The sequence below is a fragment of the Pseudomonadota bacterium genome (genome assembly GCA_018823285.1).
Classification (GTDB): Bacteria; Desulfobacterota; Desulfobulbia; order Desulfobulbales; family JAGXFP01; genus JAHJIQ01.
Genome location: JAHJIQ010000047.1, coordinates 1 through 16,768, shown reverse-complemented (window position 1 = coordinate 16,768; position 16,768 = coordinate 1). Strand labels below are relative to the sequence as shown.

The following is a 16,768-nucleotide window of genomic DNA, read 5'->3' as shown; positions in this document are numbered from 1 at the left end:
CCGATCTTTCACCCTTCGGGTATCAGTCTCGATGTCTCGCAGGCTCACATCGGTACGAACAGACATGCTGCATAACTCAGGTTCAAAGGTTGGGAACACGCGATCCTGTTCCCCGGCTTCAGCACTCCATCTGTTATGATACGATAAATTCTATTATTATTTTTTGACTTACATCAAATTAATTTTTCTTTTTTTTGTTTTATTTTGTTTTTCATACCCTGCTCCGGACTCGTAAGGATGAAAAACACCTAAAAGGCCAATTGTTATGATTTTAAGAACTACGGAAGAATTTGGCAAACTAATAATTATTATTAATAAACTAAGAGCACCAGGCGGTTGCCCCTGGGACCAGAAACAGACCGTTGACTCCTTCTCCCCTTACCTGATAGAAGAGATGCACGAACTGCTGGAAGCGATTTCCAGTGCCGACCACGAACATATCAAGGAGGAACTTGGCGACGTATTGTTTCAGCTCCTCTTTCTCGGCAATCTCTTCGAAGAAAAGGAGTTGTTCTCCGTGGCGGATTCCATCAGGTCCATCTGCGAAAAAATGGTGCGTCGGCACCCCCATGTTTTCGGTGATACCCAGTACAATTCCGACAAGGAATTCCGCAAGAACTGGAACCTGATCAAAGAAGAGGAAAGAAAAGAAAAAAACTCAACGGAAAAAGGCATCTTCAGCTTTCCGAAAAGCCTGCCGGCCCTCCTCCGCGCGCAACGGGTCTCGAACAGAGCGGTAAGCAGCGGCTTTGAGTGGCCCGACCTGCAGGGCGTGATCGATAAACTTGATGAAGAGATTCTCGAACTCAAAGAGGCTGTCACCGGTGGTGACCGGCAGGCCATTGAAGACGAGATAGGCGATGTCTTTTTCACGCTGGTCAACGTGGCCCGCAAGAACAACCTTGATTCAGAGTCGGTCATGCAGGGAGCCACCGATAAATTTATCCGCCGCTACACCCGTATGAGCGAAATCGCCGGTAACGAGGGGCACTCCATTGAAGACCTCGACATCACCGAAATGAAACGTTTCTGGGAAATGGCCAAGAAAGACAAGCTTTAAAAAGTCCCTCCATTACCTCTGCCGCAAAAAAACATCCTCCGGGTTGCGCCTCTTCCTCGCAACCCCTCACCGACAGAGTGAAAACTGTTGACACCCCAACCCGGTCATGTTATCAAGACCTCTTATTTTTTTCGCCTCACGGGAGGCGGCAACATAACTCCTTGCTCCGGATCCTGTTAATTCTTACCAGCAGGCCGGGGCCGAATCTTCCAACAGTCCACAAGGAGAACACATGAGAAGATACGAAACAATTATTATCCTGAAACCCACCCTGGGCGATGATGAAAACCAGGCCGTGCTCGATCGTGCCGTTGGCAATATCGAAGCCGACGGCGGCGCCACCATCAGAGTCGACAAATGGGGGGTTAAAACCCTCGCCTACCTGATCCAGAAAGAAAAACAGGGCTACTATCTCTACCTGCTGTATTCCGGCACACCGGAAGCTGTTGCTGAAATGGAGAGACTCCTGCGCATCGATGACCGGGTCATGAAATACCTGACCGTCAAACTTCAGGATGTCTACACCCACCTTCCGGAAGACGACCTCGAAATAAGCGGGCCACCGGCTCCCCCGGTGAGCAAAATCCTGGCCGATGACGATGATGATTCAGACGACGAAGACGATGCATAAAGATCTGTGAATCTGATCTCTCCCCGTTATGAACTCATAGGAACTGGATATAACTATTTCGGAGGTACTCAATATGAATCGTACTGCAAAAAAACCTGTATATAGAAAAAAGAAACGGACATTTACCCGCAAAAAAGTATGCCGCTTCTGTGCCGACACAAACCTTGTCATAGACTACAAAGAGACCCGCACCTTAAAGAATTTTGTCACTGAAATGGGCAAGATTATCCCCAGGCGGATCTATGGCAATTGCGCCAAGCACCAGAGACAGCTTACCGAGGCGATCAAGCGGGCCCGGCAGATAGCGTTGCTGCCCTATTCAGGCGCAACCCATTTTTAATATTATTTCAGACCGGGTGTTTCATGGCTGACCGGCAGGGCAGCTTGTTCTCAAAACTGGATATCAGCTTATCCGGAACGGCAGTGGCCGCATCAGTCTGGACATTTCCGGTCATCGTGCCGGGGTTATTATGGATGCAGCTTTTTTCACCATTGCCGGTGTTTTACTACCTGTATGATTCCGGTTATGCAAAGGGGATAAACACCCTGGCGGCAGCGCTTGTTCTGACCGGGGCGGTTGCTGCGATTACTGGAACTGCCGCAGCGCTTGTTTTCACCTTTATATTGCTGCCGACAGGCTACTCCATGGCAAGATCCGCCTTCATGGGGAACAGCCCGGTCAAAACCGGCATGAAGGGCCTCGCCGCACTTCTGGTTGGATGGCTTATCTGGTCGGTAATCCATGGGGTAACCCATCAGGTCGGTCTGTATCAGGAGATCCTGACCACGGTGGATGGAAGTGTAGCCGCAGCCGGTCAGGCCATTATCGCCAGTTCGGAACTTTCGGCGGAACATGTCGCCCAGTTGCAAACGACCTTTGACCAGCTGCGGAAATTGCTGCCGGGAATTATGCCGGGGCTGCTTTTTATCACGATGCTGAACTCGATCTTTTGCAACCTGCTTCTCGGTCAGTGGTTGCTTCATCGCTTCAGCAGAACAAATCTGCCCTGGCCGCCCTTCAGGGAATGGCGACTGCCGGAGCAGATGGTCGTAACTGTAATAGCCGCCGGGATCACCTTCCTGCTCCCGGTGGAGTTTTTCAAGGTCCTTGGCCTGAACCTCTTGTTTGCGGCCGGAACCCTTTACCTTTTCCAGGGTATAGCGGTACTGGGCACCCTGCTCCACAAGTGGTCGGTACCGACAGCGTTGAAAGTTCTGGTATACTTGCTGATCCTGGTGCAGGCATACGGAGTGATCATGCTGGCTTTTCTTGGTGTAGCAGACATCTGGGTTGATTTCGGCAAGGAAAAGCCGATCTCTCCTGAAGAGAATGATAAATAAAGAGACTCACCCCGTTATAATCCGTGAGGAGGAATAGAAAATGGAACTCATACTTAAAACAACAATCGACACCCTCGGCGAGGAAGGCGATATCGTCAAAGTCAAAGATGGTTACGGCCGGAATTACTTGCTGCCCCAAGGCAAAGCCGTTGCGGCTACAAAATCGAACCTGGCCATTCTCGAAAAAGAGAAAGAGGTCATCGAGGCCCGTAAGCTGGCAATGAAAAGTGACGCCGAATCCATGGCCAAAAAAATCACCGGCACCACTGTTATTATTGAACAGCGGGCCGGGGATGAAGACAAGCTCTTCGGATCGGTAACCAGCTCGGATATCGCCGACAAGCTCGCGTCCCTCGGCATCACCGTCGACAAAAAGAAAATCAACCTTGATGAACCGATCAAGACCCTCGGCGAATACATGGTTTCGATCAAAGTCGGATACCAGACCAACGCCGAGGTGAAAGTACAGGTCGTGCCTTTGGTAAAAAGCGAAGAAGAGGCATAAACCTGTCGGTTTATTGAAGCCGCCCCTTTTTCACAATTACCGTACCAGTACAGGAATGATTTACAACCCCGGTTGCCTGCCCAAGGCACCCGGGGTTTTTTTAATGCCCATTAACACAACTGCAGAGCAGCCAACCCGCCCGTACTGCCGAAAACCCTTTCCGGCAAAGGGATCTCAAGCAGCAACGCTTTTCCCCCGGCAAATCCGGCGGGGGAAAATATTAGTGGACGAGGGCCGCTAATTTTAATAAGTTAACCTACTTCTCGAAGACTAATTATCTCAAGTTTGTCGATCTCGCAAAGAACCGCGAGAACGATGGACGGCACTACTCAACTTTTATTATATATCGTTGGCCGAATTGGTCGATTTCGACTTTTTACGAGGCCATTAAAGTTTCGGACCACATTCTGACGCCCATGGAACCGGCCAAAAAACAGACTGCGACAATTCACCGTCTGCCCCCTCAGAATATCGAGGCGGAGCAATGCGTCCTCGGTTCGATTCTTCTCCAGCAGGGCACCATGGTCAGGGCCGTCGAATCCCTTTCCGCTGAAGATTTCTACCGGCCGGAGCACAAGCTGATTTTCTCAGCCATGCTCAAGCTCTTCGACCGGACCGAGCCCCAGGATCTCGTCACCATTTCGAACATCCTGAGGGACGAGAACAATCTGGACAAGGTCGGCGGCCCAGGCTATCTGGCCGAACTGACCGACATCGTGCCGGTGGCTGCCAACATCAGCTATTATGCCAAGATTGTCCGGACGAAATCGATCTTGCGCCAGCTGATCTCCACCACCACCTCCATCGCCGGCCGCTGTTATGAAGAACAGGATGACATCGATCTCCTGCTCGATGAAACAGAGCAGACCATCTTTGAAATCTCCCGCGCCAAGAGCAGCCAGTCGTTCTACCAGATCAACTCGGTTGTCAACGACGCCTTCAAGATGATTGAAAAACTCTCCGAGCGCAAGGAGATGATCACCGGGGTTCCGTCCGGTTTTGACGACTTCGACCGGATGACCGCAGGCCTCCAGCCTTCCGACCTGATAATCCTGGCCGGCCGCCCCAGTATGGGCAAGACCGCTCTGGCGATGAACATGGTCCAGAATGCGGCCATTTTAAACAAGGTCCCGGTGGGGGTTTTCAGCCTTGAAATGTCGAAGGAGCAACTGGGCATGAGAATGCTCTGCTCGATCAGCCGGGTAGACTCCCATAATCTAAGAACCGGCCACGTCAAAGACAGCGACTGGCCGAAACTTGCCCGGGCAACCGGCATACTTTCGGAAGCCCCGGTCTATATCGACGACACCCCGGCCATTACCGTGCTCGAAATTCGCGCCAAGGCCAGGCGGATGAAGACCGAGCACGATATCGGCCTGATCGTGGTCGATTACCTCCAGCTGATGCGAGGCCGCGCCTCAACGGAAAGGCGGGAGCAGGAGATCAGTGAGATATCAAGATCCCTCAAGGCGATGGCCAAGGAGCTGCAGGTCCCGGTAATCGCCCTTTCCCAGCTGAACAGAAGCCTTGAGAACCGGCCGAACAAACGCCCCCAGCTCTCGGACCTCAGGGAGTCGGGCGCCATTGAGCAGGACGCCGACCTGATCTGTTTTATCTATCGTGACGAAGTGTATAACAAGGCGGAAGACAATCCCAATCGCGGCGTTGCCGAGCTGATCCTCGGCAAGCAGCGGAACGGCCCGACCGGCACCGTCAGACTTGCCTTTCTCGACCACATAACCACTTTTGAAAATCTTGCCCATCAGGATTATCCAAACGGCTGATTATTAAGGAAAACCAGTAATGGCAACAGACCAGAACATCAGATACGACTTTGCCGCCATTGAAGCGAAATGGCGCACCAAATGGCTTGACGAAAAAACCTTCAGGGTTCACGCCGATCCCGACCGGGAAAAATATTACCTGCTGGAAATGTTCCCCTACCCGTCCGGCAGAATTCACATGGGCCACGTCCGCAACTACACCATCGGCGATGTGGTCGCCCGCTACAAGAGAATGAAGGGATTCAATGTTCTTCACCCGATGGGCTGGGACGCCTTCGGGCTGCCTGCGGAAAACGCGGCCATCAAGAATTCGACCCATCCGGCCAAGTGGACCTACGAAAACATTGATTACATGAAAAACCAGCTCCAGCGCATGGGATTCTCCTACGACTGGGACCGCGAGCTTGCAACCTGCAAACCCGACTATTACCGCTGGGAGCAGCTTTTTTTCATCAAACTCTACGAAAAAGGGCTGGTCTACCAGAAGGTCACCACCGTCAACTGGTGTGAAGACTGCCAGACCGTTCTGGCCAATGAACAGGTGATCGACGGCCAGTGCTGGCGTTGCGACAGCCTGGTCCAGCCGCGGCAGATGAACGGATGGTTCTTCAAGATCACCGACTACACCGAAGAACTCCTCGCCGAATGCGACAACCTGACCGGCTGGCCGGAAAAGGTGCTGACCATGCAGCGAAACTGGATCGGCAAATCAGTCGGGGTCGAGGTCAACTTCCCCCTTGCCGACCTCGAAGGGAGCCTGCCGATCTTCACCACCCGGCCCGATACGATCTTCGGTGTGACCTTCATGTCTCTTGCCCCAGAACACCCACTGGTTCCGGAACTCACCAGAAACACCGGGCAGGAAGCAGCGGTTGCGGCTTTCGTCGAAAAGACCGTTGCCGCCAAACAGGCTCAGAAAGACGACCATGAGATGGAAAAAGAAGGCGTCTTCACCGGCCGCTACTGCACGAACCCCTTCAACGGTGAAGAGGTGCCGATCTATGTGGCCAACTTCGTCCTCATGGAATACGGCACCGGTGCAGTCATGGCCGTTCCCGCCCACGACCAGCGGGACTTTGAATTTGCCGGGAAGTATGAGATTCCGATCAAGGTTGTGATCAATCCGCCGGAAAAAACACTGGTCGCCGCCGAGATGCGCGAAGCATACACCGATCAGGGTGTCCTGACCGCTTCCGGCGTGTTTACCGGCATGAAAAGCGAGGAGGCCAAAGGGGCCATTATCGCCCATGCGGAGGAAAAAGGACTCGGCAAGGGGCAGACCAACTACCGTTTGCACGACTGGGGTATTTCCCGTCAGCGTTACTGGGGCAATCCGATTCCGATGATCAACTGTGAAAAATGCGGCGTTCAGCCCGCACCGGTCGAATCCTTACCCATCGTCCTGCCCGACAAGGTCACCATCGACCCGACCGGCAAATCCCCGCTTCATACCCTGGAAGAATTCTACCGCACCAGCTGCCCGGCCTGCGGCGGTGTTGCCCGTCGTGAAACGGATACCATGGACACCTTTGTCGAATCCTCCTGGTATTTCGCCCGCTACTGCTGCCCCAGGCTTGACGACGCACCTCTCCGCAAGGAAGATGTCGACTACTGGCTCCCGGTCGACCAATACATCGGCGGGGTCGAACACGCGATCCTCCATCTGCTCTATGCCCGATTCTTCACCAAGATCCTGCGTGATATGGGCTATCTGACCATTGACGAGCCGTTCACCAACCTGCTCACCCAGGGGATGGTCATCAAAGACGGCTCCAAAATGTCGAAGTCCAAGGGCAATGTCGTCGACCCCAATGAGTTGATCAGCAGGTACGGAGCCGATACGGTCCGGCTCTTCAGCCTCTTTGCCGCCCCGCCCGACAAGGACCTGGAATGGAACGATCAGGGCGTTGACGGATCTTCCCGCTTCCTGTTCAGAGTGTTCCGCTATGTGATGGCAAACCTGGAAAAGCTGGCAACCGACCGGGCGGTCGATATCGCAACCCTGAACGAAAGCAGCCGTTCCCTGCACCGGAAAACCCACCAGACGATCCGCAAGGTCGGCACTGATATCGAGACCCGGTTCCATTTCAACACCGCGATCAGCGCGGTGATGGAACTCACCAACCTGCTCTTTTCCTTAACCGGTGAGGAGGCAAAAGAAGATATCGAGCCCGCGGTCATCAAAGAAGCGGTAGAGGCAACGATCCTGCTTCTCTACCCGATGACCCCTCATCTCTGCGAGGAACTCTGGCAGGCAACCGGACACCCGACCCCCCTTGATACCGCAGAATGGCCCTCTTTTGATCCGGAAGCGGCAAAAGACGATGAAATCACCGTTGTCGTCCAGGTCAACGGCAAGGTCAGAAGCAGATTGCAGGTCGCGGTCGACATCGCTGATGAGGCTGTGAAAGAACAGGCGATGGCCGATGAGAAGGTCATCAAATTCATTGAAGGGAAAACCGTCCGCAAGGTGATCGTGGTCCCCGGCAAACTCGTCAACATCGTGGCGACCTGATCATGCAGCAGGCTTCATTCCGCCGCACGGTTCTTCCGGCACTCCTCCTGCTCCTGCTCACAGGCTGCGGCTATCAAAGCCCCTATGGCAAAAGTAACGCGGACAGCAGCGAAAACGCGACCGTATATGTCAGCGTCTGGAAGAACAACACCAATGAACTGGGGTTCGATGGGGCAATTTTGCAGAGAATCGGTGACTGGCTGCAGGAATCAAAGCATATCACCCTGACCGCCTACAGGGATGACGCCGATTATATTTTAAGCGGCTCCATCGATTCCATCGATCTGCCGGCCACCGCCTTTTCCGGTAACGACCGGGCGACCACCCTGAAGGCGAGGGTCACAACCAGCTACCAACTGGTCAGGCGTAAAACCGGGGAAAAGGTCAAGACCTCCCAGAATGCGGTCAGGGAGGCCTCCTACAGTGTTGCGAGTGACAGTGTCAGGACCCGCAGCAACAAGGAGGTTGCCCTGGCGACCATTGCGAACGCGATCGGTGAACAGATTTACCTGGAAGTATTTTACACCCTGACCGGTTATCAGAAATAAAAATTGAGGCGGAAACGCCCGGCAACACTATCAACTTCAAGAGGAGAACCATGGTTTCCCGTAAAGATCTAGCCAATGCCATCAGAGCCTTAAGCATGGACGCCGTCCAGAAAGCCAAATCAGGACATCCCGGCGCCCCGCTGGGCATGGCCGACATCGCCGAAGTCCTCTGGAACGACTTTCTAAAACACAATCCGACCAACCCGAAATGGCCCAACCGTGACCGCTTCGTGCTCTCCAACGGCCACGGCTCGATGCTGATCTACTCCCTGCTCCACTTAAGCGGTTATGACCTCTCGATTGATGAAATCAAAAATTTCCGTCAGCTCCATTCCAAAACGCCGGGCCACCCGGAATACGGCTACGCTCCGGGGGTGGAAACCACCACCGGCCCGCTGGGCCAGGGGATCGCCAACGCGGTCGGCATGGCCCTTGGTGAAAGAACACTGGCCGCCCAGTTCAATCGTCCCGGCCATGATCTCATCGATCACTTCACCTATGTGTTCATGGGTGACGGCTGCATGATGGAAGGAATCTCCCACGAGGCGTGTTCGCTCGCCGGCACCCTGAAACTCGGCAACCTGATCGCCATCTATGACGATAACGGCATCTCGATCGACGGCGAAGTCGAAGGCTGGTTCACCGACAACACCCCGCAGCGCTTCACCTCCTATGGATGGCATGTGATCGACAAGGTCGACGGGCACAACCCCGAAGCGATCAAAAAAGCGATTGCCGAGGCGCGGAAAGTCACCGACAAGCCGAGCCTGATCTGCTGCAAGACCATCATCGGTTACGGTTCCCCCAACAAGCAGGGCAAGGAAGATTGCCACGGCGCCCCGCTCGGGGACGACGAAATCGCACTCACCAGAAAGGCCCTGGGCTGGGAGCACCCTCCCTTTGTGGTGCCCGCTGAAATCTATGCGGGCTGGGATGCCAGAAAGTCCGGCGCTGATCTTGAAACCGCCTGGAATGAGAAATTCGCCGCATACCGCAAAGAGTATCCGGAACTGGCCGCCGAATTCACCAGGCGGATGAGTGGCGACCTGCCAGCAGACTGGGAGAGCAAGGCAAACCGGTACGTCAATGCAGTCAACGAGGCGGCCGAGAAGGTGGCAACCAGGAAGGCCTCCCAGAACTGCCTGAACGGCTATGGCCCGGCGCTTCCCGAACTGATCGGCGGCTCGGCGGATCTTGCCGGCTCGAACCTCACCATCTGGAAGGGCAGCAAGGGCGTGAACGTTGACCCGGCAGGCAACTACATCTACTTCGGGGTCCGCGAATTCGGTATGGCGGCCATCTGCAACGGTCTTGCCCTCTATGGCGGATTCATGCCATATTGTTCCACCTTCCTGATGTTCTCCGAGTACGCCAGAAACGCCTTGCGGATGGCGGCCCTGATGAAAATTCAGAATATCCTGGTCTTCACCCACGACTCTATCGGTCTCGGTGAAGACGGCCCGACCCATCAGGCGGTGGAGCAGACCGCAACCATTCGGATGATCCCCAACATGAGTGTCTGGCGACCCTGCGACGCTGTCGAGTCGGCGGTGGCCTGGAAAGCTGCCATCGAAAGGAAAAACGGCCCCACCAGCATGATGTTTTCCCGCCAGAATCTGCCCCACCATGTGCGAACCGGTGAACAGCTCGCCAATATCGCCAAAGGCGGCTACATCCTCCATGACTGCGGCTGTAAGATCCCGGACGCGATCCTCATCGCCACCGGCTCCGAGGTGGAACTCGCCATGGCGGCGGCGGCAATGCTGCAGGAAAAAGGGAAAAAGATCAGGGTGGTCTCGATGCCCAGCACCGACACCTTTGACCGCCAGGACGCTGCCTACCGCGAATCGGTCCTTCCCGCTGCAGTTACGGCCAGGGTTGCCGTGGAAGCGGGCGTTTCCGACTTCTGGCGCAAGTATGTCGGCTTAAACGGCGACGTGGTCGGCATCGACACCTTCGGCGAATCGGCCCCCGCCGATGAACTGTTTAAATATTTCGGTTTCACCACCGAAAACATCGTCGACAAAATCGAAGCACTTATCTGATTAAGTTAAGAGCTTCTCCTCCAGCATAGTGGATGAATCAGAAAGCCCCCCTGATAGGGGGCTTAGACAAAACTTTCTGTATTTCCTTCCCCATGTCACGCAGCCGAGCACCGCAGAAACTGCCGATTAAGGAGTTTGAACTGTTTGAGACCCGCTTCAGCGGGGCGAGTTTTCAAACTCCCGGCAGGTTCGAGGAGCACAGGATATCCCGCCCTTGGCGGGACAAGTGGCCGGGTGCCTTTTCTTTTGGTTCGTTTTCTTTGGGCAAGCAAAGAAAATGAACAAAACAGATATCAGCTTTCATGAAAATCCAAAACCTCACCCTGGAAAACCCGTTCATCCTCGCCCCGCTGGCCGGATACACCGATCTGCCTTTTCGCCGGCTCTGCCGGGAATACGGGGCCGCCCTCTGCTATTCGGAGATGATCAGCTGCCACGGCCTGGTCTACCGCCAGCAGAACACCATCGACATGCTGCAGACCGTCTCGGCAGAAAGGCCGGTGGCCATGCAGCTTTTCGGCGGGGAACCCGGGGTCATGGGGGAGGCGGCTGCAATTCTCTCCGAGTATCCTGTTGATATCATTGATATTAACATGGGCTGCCCGGTGAAAAAGGTGATCAAGAAAGGAGCCGGGGCCTCTCTCATCCGGCAACCGAAGATCGCCGAAGAGATCATACGATCAGTCTGCGCCAACAGCAAGCATCCGGTAACGGTCAAGACCAGGACCGGCTGGAGCCACCACGAGATCGTGGCGGTGGAATTCGCGCAGATGGTGGCGGAGGCCGGAGCAAGCGCTCTCACCCTGCACGCCAGGACCTGGACCGACGGCTTCTCAGGTGTTGTAGACTGGGAGATGATCGGCAAGGTCAAGGAAGCCACTTCAATCCCGGTCATCGGCAACGGTGACATCCTGTGCCATGACGACGGGCTGAAAATGCTCTCCGAGACCGGCTGCGACGGGGTGATGATCGGCCGGGCCGCCCTGGGCGCCCCCTGGATCTTTTCGGCAAAAACCAACCCCCTGCCCTCCCTGCATTTCCGGCTGAAAGCCCTCTCCCGCCACCTTGAACTGGTGGAGCAGTATCAGCCGACCGAATCCATCCTCGGCAAAATGAAAAACCACGCAGGCAAGTATTTCAAGGGAGTCCTGCATGGAAAATCGATCAGGGAAAAGATCTACGCCACAAAAAGCTTTGCCGAACTTAAACACCTTATCCAATCACTGCTCGATCAGAACGGTTAAACCGCGACCACGATCCCCGATAGTTGAACGATCACTGGAAACTCAAGCTGGCTGGCATTTCCCATCTTACAGAACTCTTTCCTTGCCCGTAACTCGATCTCCATAAAATTGCCGGAAGTCCAGCCCTCCTTAAAGGAATTTTAAGAAGTATTTCATGTGATCAATTTGTCGACTTGACTGTTTTCATATGCAACACTTCTATAAAGGTCAATATTCATCCTGATAATTTTGAATGTACCGGCAGGACTGTGATAAATTAATGCTGTAGCATCTTAAAAAAACCAATTTTCATCCATTCCTTCACCGGGGAAGAACATGAAGTTTCAAACACCATTCCTGGCTTTCTTGTTGCTCTTCAATGTCTCCCAATCATTCGCAGCCCTTACCTGTACAACCACCACTCTTCCCGGCGGCAACGACTTTGAGGGGATATCCGGCACTTCCGACTACAACGTCATTGCCGTTGGCCTTAATGGCAATATCTTTATTTTCGACGGCACTTCCTGGACCCAGATGAGTTCACCGACCGTCAGAGCCTTGCGCGACATTTTTCTGCTCCCTGACGGCACAGGCTTCGCCGTGGGAGACCATGGCACCATTCTTTCATTCAACGGCACGATCTGGAGCTCAGTGACTTCAACAGAAGTCCACGACATCGACGGAATCTGGGCCCTGTCCGCCACTGAAGCATATGCGGTAGGCAAGAACGCCACCCTGCTTCGATATGACGGGACCGCCTGGGTCGATGTCGCGGCTGCGGTTCCAGGCCTCAACCCCAGCGACAATCTGGTAAAAGTCTGGGGCACTTCCGCTCTGGTGTATGTGCTCAGCCAGAGAGGGGAACTCTTTATCTTCAACCGGAGTGCCGGGACATGGAGCAATACCACTCTCTGCGATGCTGCCAGCAGCGATGATTTCAAAGATCTCTGGATTGACGCCTCCGGCAATGTCATTCTTTCCGGTAAAAACGGCAGCATTTATCTGTACAACGGTTCATCCTGCTCATCGGTGGCCACCGCCACCCATGAACTCAACGGTATCTACGGATCAACTTCAACCGGACAGATATATAGTGCCGGCAACAACGGGGTGGTCATGTATTACAACGGCACCTCCTGGCAGGAACTGGCTCAGGGAACGGAAGACCTCAAAGACGTCTGGCTCTCCTCCACCGGTTCGGTTTATTACAGCGGCAAAAATGCGGCAATGACCGTCTGCAGTTCGGAAGTCCTGACCGGACTTGCCGCCTGGTGGCAGATGGACGAGGCAACCTGGAACGGCACGGCAAACGAGGTAGTTGACCAGCAGCCGGGCAGTTATCATGGCCGGGCGGTAAATGGCGCCTTTACCGACATTACAACCCCGGCTATTTCCGGAAATCCCGGCACCTGCCGCTACGGCGTTTTCGACGGCACGAATGATTACATCGAACTCCCGGGCTTCCCGAACCTCAATACCGATTTCACGATTACCGCCTGGATCAACCCCACGCGCATCGATAAAGACCAGCGCATTTTCGTCGATGACGCCGGAAATTCAGGGGGGTTTGCATTCAGTCTGGGTGACAACAGCAATGGACAGTTGCGCTTATTTTCCAGAAACATCAATCCAGTCAGCCTCGACAGCCCGACCGTCATCACAACCGGTTCCTGGCAGTTTGTCACGGCAGTTCATGATGCAGCCGCCAAGGTAAGGCGTATCTATGTGGACGGAGTTCTCCAGGTACAGGATTCTCCGGCCTACACCGGTACCTGGGGCACAGACCCTGGTCTTGCGGCAATCGGCGGTGAGGTGGACGGCAACAGTGAATCCACAACCAACTGGCGGTTTGACGGCAGCATAGACGAAGCAAGGGTGTATACCAGAGTATTGAGCGCTGCCGAAATCAATCAGGTCATGCTCCAGACCCATCCATGTATTTCCAGCGGCCACTTCGCCATCTCCCATGACGGCAGCGCCGATAACTGCTCAGCTGAAAGGATCACTATTACCAAACATAATGACCTGCATGGCACCGAGACCACCTATACCGGAACCATCAACCTCACCACTTCCACCGGCCATGGAGACTGGTCTGTTATAACCGGTACGCCTGCAGGCCTTGTTAATAGTGGCGGCGGCAGCGGCAGTTACACCTTTGACGGCAGCGAATCAGGCGTTGTGGTCCTCGGCCTGCTGAATACCTTCAGCGAATCCTTGAATATCAATGTCACCGACGGGACTGCAAGTGAAGACCCGGCCGAAGACAACGACCTGGTTTTTTCCGGGAGCCTTTCTGAAACCTTTGCCGACAACTTTGACCTCAGGGCCTATACCAATAACGACGGCAGCGCCAATTGGGCCACAAACTGGCTGGAAATATCGGAAAACGACGGCCCGACCAATGGCGATGAGCAGGTGGTCACCGATCTCGGCAACAACTATTCACTGCAGGTTAAAGACAACGACGGTTCAGGTGAAGGAGTGCAGCGGGAAGCGGACCTCTCCCTGTTCACAACCGCCATCCTCAGCTTTGACTACCGCAGAAACGGCCTGGACGGCGCCAGCGACTATGTGGCGGTATATGCCTCAGGAGACGGCGGCGGCTCGTGGACGGAATTGCCCGGCGGCCGCTTTGCGGGGCCGGGAAATGATGCAGCATATCAATCATTTTCCTATGATATCAGCTTGTATATAGCCGCCAACACCCGTATCAGGTTCTTAAGTTCGTCAACTTTGTCAAATAACGACATCGTCTATTTCGACAACATCGAAATCGCCGCCTCGGCGCCTCCCGTCTGTGCCGGGGTTGACCATTACGAAATCCTTCATGACGGGAACGGGATCAACTGCCAGGCGGAACCGGTAACCTTCAGCGCCCACGATTCAGCCCATGGGGTAATCGCTGCCCATACCGGTCTCATCACCTTATCCACCAGCACCGGCCATGGGGACTGGTCGGTCATCAGCGGCAATCCGGCCAATCTTGTCAACTCCGGAGATGGTGACGGGACCTATACCTTTGACGGCACGGAATCAGGAGCTGTGGTGCTGGGGTTAAAAGACACCTTTGTTGAAAACACCAACATCAATGTGACCGATGGTTCAGCTACCGAACTGACCGGTTCAGCCCAGGCGGCTGAGGATGCAGACCTCGCTTTTGCCGAGGCCGGTTTTAATTTTCTGGCAGGAGGTGTAATCAATGCCATCGGCAATCAGATCGGCGGCAAGGCTTCCAACATTGCGCCGGGCAACCAGACTCTTGAACTGGAGGCGATCCGGACCAGTGATGATACCGGCCAATGTGAAGCCGCCCTGGTCAATGCCAATACCATCGATCTCGCCTTTGAATGCATTAATCCTCCCACCTGTACCGCCAACCTGGTAAACATCAACGGCACTGACATAGCCGCCAATAACAGCGGAGCGGTCGCCAGCTATACCGGAGTCTCACTCGACTTCGGCAATAACACCGATACCACGGCCACATTTATCCTGACCTATCCGGAAGTGGGACAACTTCAGCTCCACGCCCGTTACGACATCCCGTTCGGCAGCGGACCACCCTCGGGCAATCTGATGGTCGGAACCGGCAACAACTTTGTGGCCCGACCTTTCGGGTTTGATGTTTCCGCCGCAGGCAATCCTGGCGCAACCACGGCGGCAGGGAATTTGTACACCGCAGCAGGAACTCTTTTCCAGGCAGATGTCCGCGCCGTTCTCTGGCAGGCAGCAGATGACACCGATAATGACGGTGTCCCGGATAATCATGGTGATACAGACCCGGCCAACAATGCTGATCTGGCCGACAACACCGCGGCATTAAATTTCGGACAGGAAACAACCTCTGAAGACGTAACACTCTCATCTCTGCTCTTCCTGCCCGGCGGCGGAAATGATCCAGCCCTGGCCGGGACTCCGACGGTGACCGGTTTTACCAACGGAACTTCATCCGGTAACGTCCGTTATGACGAGGTCGGGATCATCGAACTGATAGCCAATCTGACCGACAACAATTATCTGGGCGCCGGCAGCGTAACAGGCAGATCCGGTCATGTAGGCCGTTTCTCCCCGGCAGATTTTAATGTAAGCCTTGCACCCGACCCGCCGACTCTTGCCGACTCATGCCTCGTCGGAGGATACACCTACCTCGGTCAGCCTCTCAACTTTACGGTGAACCCGGTCCTGACCATCACCGCCAGGAACAGCGTTGGCGCAACCACCCGCAACTATGACTGCGGCAGTTTCTGGAAGCTGCCCGATCCATATACCCTGAATTACACCTTTGCCGATTCCTCCGGGGCCGGACCTGCTCTCACCCCGGCAAACGGTACCGCAAGCCCTGCTGCTGGAGAGACGACCGACTGCAACGGCTCAATATCCGTGACCGTCGCGGACAGCCTCAGCTATGCCCGTCCGGCCGTTACCGCACCGGTCCAGCCCTTTGCCGCCGCCATTGATCTCGCCGCAGACCCAGCGCAATTTACCGACAGCGATGGAGTCTGCTTCGGCGCCGGCTGCCTGCCCTTTACCCGGGCCGGGATCACCGGGGCCAATCTGCGGCACGGCCGCTCAACGGCCGGGAACGCCTACGGCCCGGAAACGGCAACCGCGGCCAATCCATTGGTGATGCCGATAGCGGTTGAATATTACGACAGCTCCCCCGCCTGGGTCACCAATACCAGCGACAGCTGCACAGGTTTTACTTACCTGATCACCCCGAACGGCACCATCACCGTCACCGGCAGCCCCGTAAGTCCGATCACGACCTCAAGCGGCATCGGCAACCTGTCATTATGGCCCACTGCCGATCCGGCTCCAGCCGGGGGCTCGGTTGACCTCAACTACGACTTCCCGCTCTGGCTGGATGATCTCGCCGTTGAAGCATTTTTCGGCATCTACCGCGGCAATGACCGGATCATCAACTGGCGGGAGATTGTGAGGTGACCAGTGGCCACCAGTGAAGAGTGAAGAGTGAAGAGTGAAGAGTGAAGAGTGAAGAGTGAAGAGTGAAGAGTGAAGAGTGAAGAGTGAAGAGTGAAGAGTGAAGAGTGAAGAGTGAAGAGTGAAGAGTGAAGAGTGAAGAGTGAAGAGTGAAGAAATTTATTTCCATTCT

11 protein-coding genes are annotated in these 16,768 nt (G+C 54.7%); all 11 read left to right on the top strand.

The features are described 5' to 3' along the window. Positions 1–265: 265 nt before the first annotated feature. The 11 genes from mazG (at position 266) to KKG35_11135 (ending at position 16,599) form a co-directional block, all read left to right on the top strand. A complete protein-coding gene (mazG, locus tag KKG35_11185) occupies positions 266–1,060 on the top strand; it encodes a nucleoside triphosphate pyrophosphohydrolase (GenBank protein MBU1738690.1) in 795 nt (264 codons plus the stop codon). Between the two features lie 232 nt (positions 1,061–1,292). Then, positions 1,293–1,691, top strand: coding sequence for a 30S ribosomal protein S6 (gene rpsF, locus KKG35_11180; GenBank protein ID MBU1738689.1), 399 nt, complete (start codon positions 1,293–1,295; stop codon positions 1,689–1,691). Between the two features lie 73 nt (positions 1,692–1,764). After that, the gene (rpsR, locus tag KKG35_11175) at positions 1,765–2,031 is read left to right on the top strand and encodes a 30S ribosomal protein S18 (GenBank protein ID MBU1738688.1); all 267 of its coding nucleotides are present in this window, start codon (positions 1,765–1,767) and stop codon (positions 2,029–2,031) included. A 23-nt stretch (positions 2,032–2,054) separates the two neighbouring features. Continuing rightward, positions 2,055–3,032, top strand: coding sequence for a YybS family protein (locus KKG35_11170; GenBank protein ID MBU1738687.1), 978 nt, complete (start codon positions 2,055–2,057; stop codon positions 3,030–3,032). 40 nt (positions 3,033–3,072) lie between these two features. After that, entirely contained in the window at positions 3,073–3,537 is a 465-nt protein-coding gene (rplI, locus tag KKG35_11165) for a 50S ribosomal protein L9 (protein MBU1738686.1), read from the top strand. Between the two features lie 416 nt (positions 3,538–3,953). Continuing rightward, entirely contained in the window at positions 3,954–5,321 is a 1,368-nt protein-coding gene (dnaB, locus tag KKG35_11160; GenBank protein ID MBU1738685.1) for a replicative DNA helicase, read from the top strand. Between the two features lie 19 nt (positions 5,322–5,340). Beyond that, positions 5,341–7,836: a leucine--tRNA ligase gene (gene leuS / locus KKG35_11155; protein MBU1738684.1), complete on the top strand. Its 2,496-nt coding sequence runs from the start codon at positions 5,341–5,343 to the stop codon at positions 7,834–7,836. 2 nt (positions 7,837–7,838) lie between these two features. Further along, positions 7,839–8,384, top strand: coding sequence for a hypothetical protein (locus KKG35_11150; GenBank protein MBU1738683.1), 546 nt, complete (start codon positions 7,839–7,841; stop codon positions 8,382–8,384). A 50-nt stretch (positions 8,385–8,434) separates the two neighbouring features. Beyond that, complete coding sequence (tkt, locus tag KKG35_11145; protein MBU1738682.1) at positions 8,435–10,429, top strand: transketolase; 1,995 nt, start codon at positions 8,435–8,437, stop codon at positions 10,427–10,429. 302 nt (positions 10,430–10,731) lie between these two features. Further along, on the top strand, positions 10,732–11,673 hold the full coding sequence (dusB, locus tag KKG35_11140) for a tRNA dihydrouridine synthase DusB (GenBank protein MBU1738681.1): 942 nt from the start codon (positions 10,732–10,734) through the stop codon (positions 11,671–11,673). A gap of 315 nt (positions 11,674–11,988) precedes the next feature. Further along, positions 11,989–16,599, top strand: coding sequence for a LamG domain-containing protein (locus tag KKG35_11135; protein MBU1738680.1), 4,611 nt, complete (start codon positions 11,989–11,991; stop codon positions 16,597–16,599). Positions 16,600–16,768 lie beyond the last annotated feature (169 nt).

Coding starts and splice junctions, on each gene's coding strand:
- tkt (MBU1738682.1), top strand. CDS start 8,435: ATGGTTTCCCGTAAAGATCTAGCCAATGCCATCAGAGCCTTAAGCATG.
- dusB (MBU1738681.1), top strand. CDS start 10,732: ATGAAAATCCAAAACCTCACCCTGGAAAACCCGTTCATCCTCGCCCCG.
- leuS (MBU1738684.1), top strand. CDS start 5,341: ATGGCAACAGACCAGAACATCAGATACGACTTTGCCGCCATTGAAGCG.
- dnaB (MBU1738685.1), top strand. CDS start 3,954: ATGGAACCGGCCAAAAAACAGACTGCGACAATTCACCGTCTGCCCCCT.
- KKG35_11170 (MBU1738687.1), top strand. CDS start 2,055: ATGGCTGACCGGCAGGGCAGCTTGTTCTCAAAACTGGATATCAGCTTA.
- mazG (MBU1738690.1), top strand. CDS start 266: ATGATTTTAAGAACTACGGAAGAATTTGGCAAACTAATAATTATTATT.
- KKG35_11150 (MBU1738683.1), top strand. CDS start 7,839: ATGCAGCAGGCTTCATTCCGCCGCACGGTTCTTCCGGCACTCCTCCTG.
- rpsR (MBU1738688.1), top strand. CDS start 1,765: ATGAATCGTACTGCAAAAAAACCTGTATATAGAAAAAAGAAACGGACA.
- rpsF (MBU1738689.1), top strand. CDS start 1,293: ATGAGAAGATACGAAACAATTATTATCCTGAAACCCACCCTGGGCGAT.
- rplI (MBU1738686.1), top strand. CDS start 3,073: ATGGAACTCATACTTAAAACAACAATCGACACCCTCGGCGAGGAAGGC.
- KKG35_11135 (MBU1738680.1), top strand. CDS start 11,989: ATGAAGTTTCAAACACCATTCCTGGCTTTCTTGTTGCTCTTCAATGTC.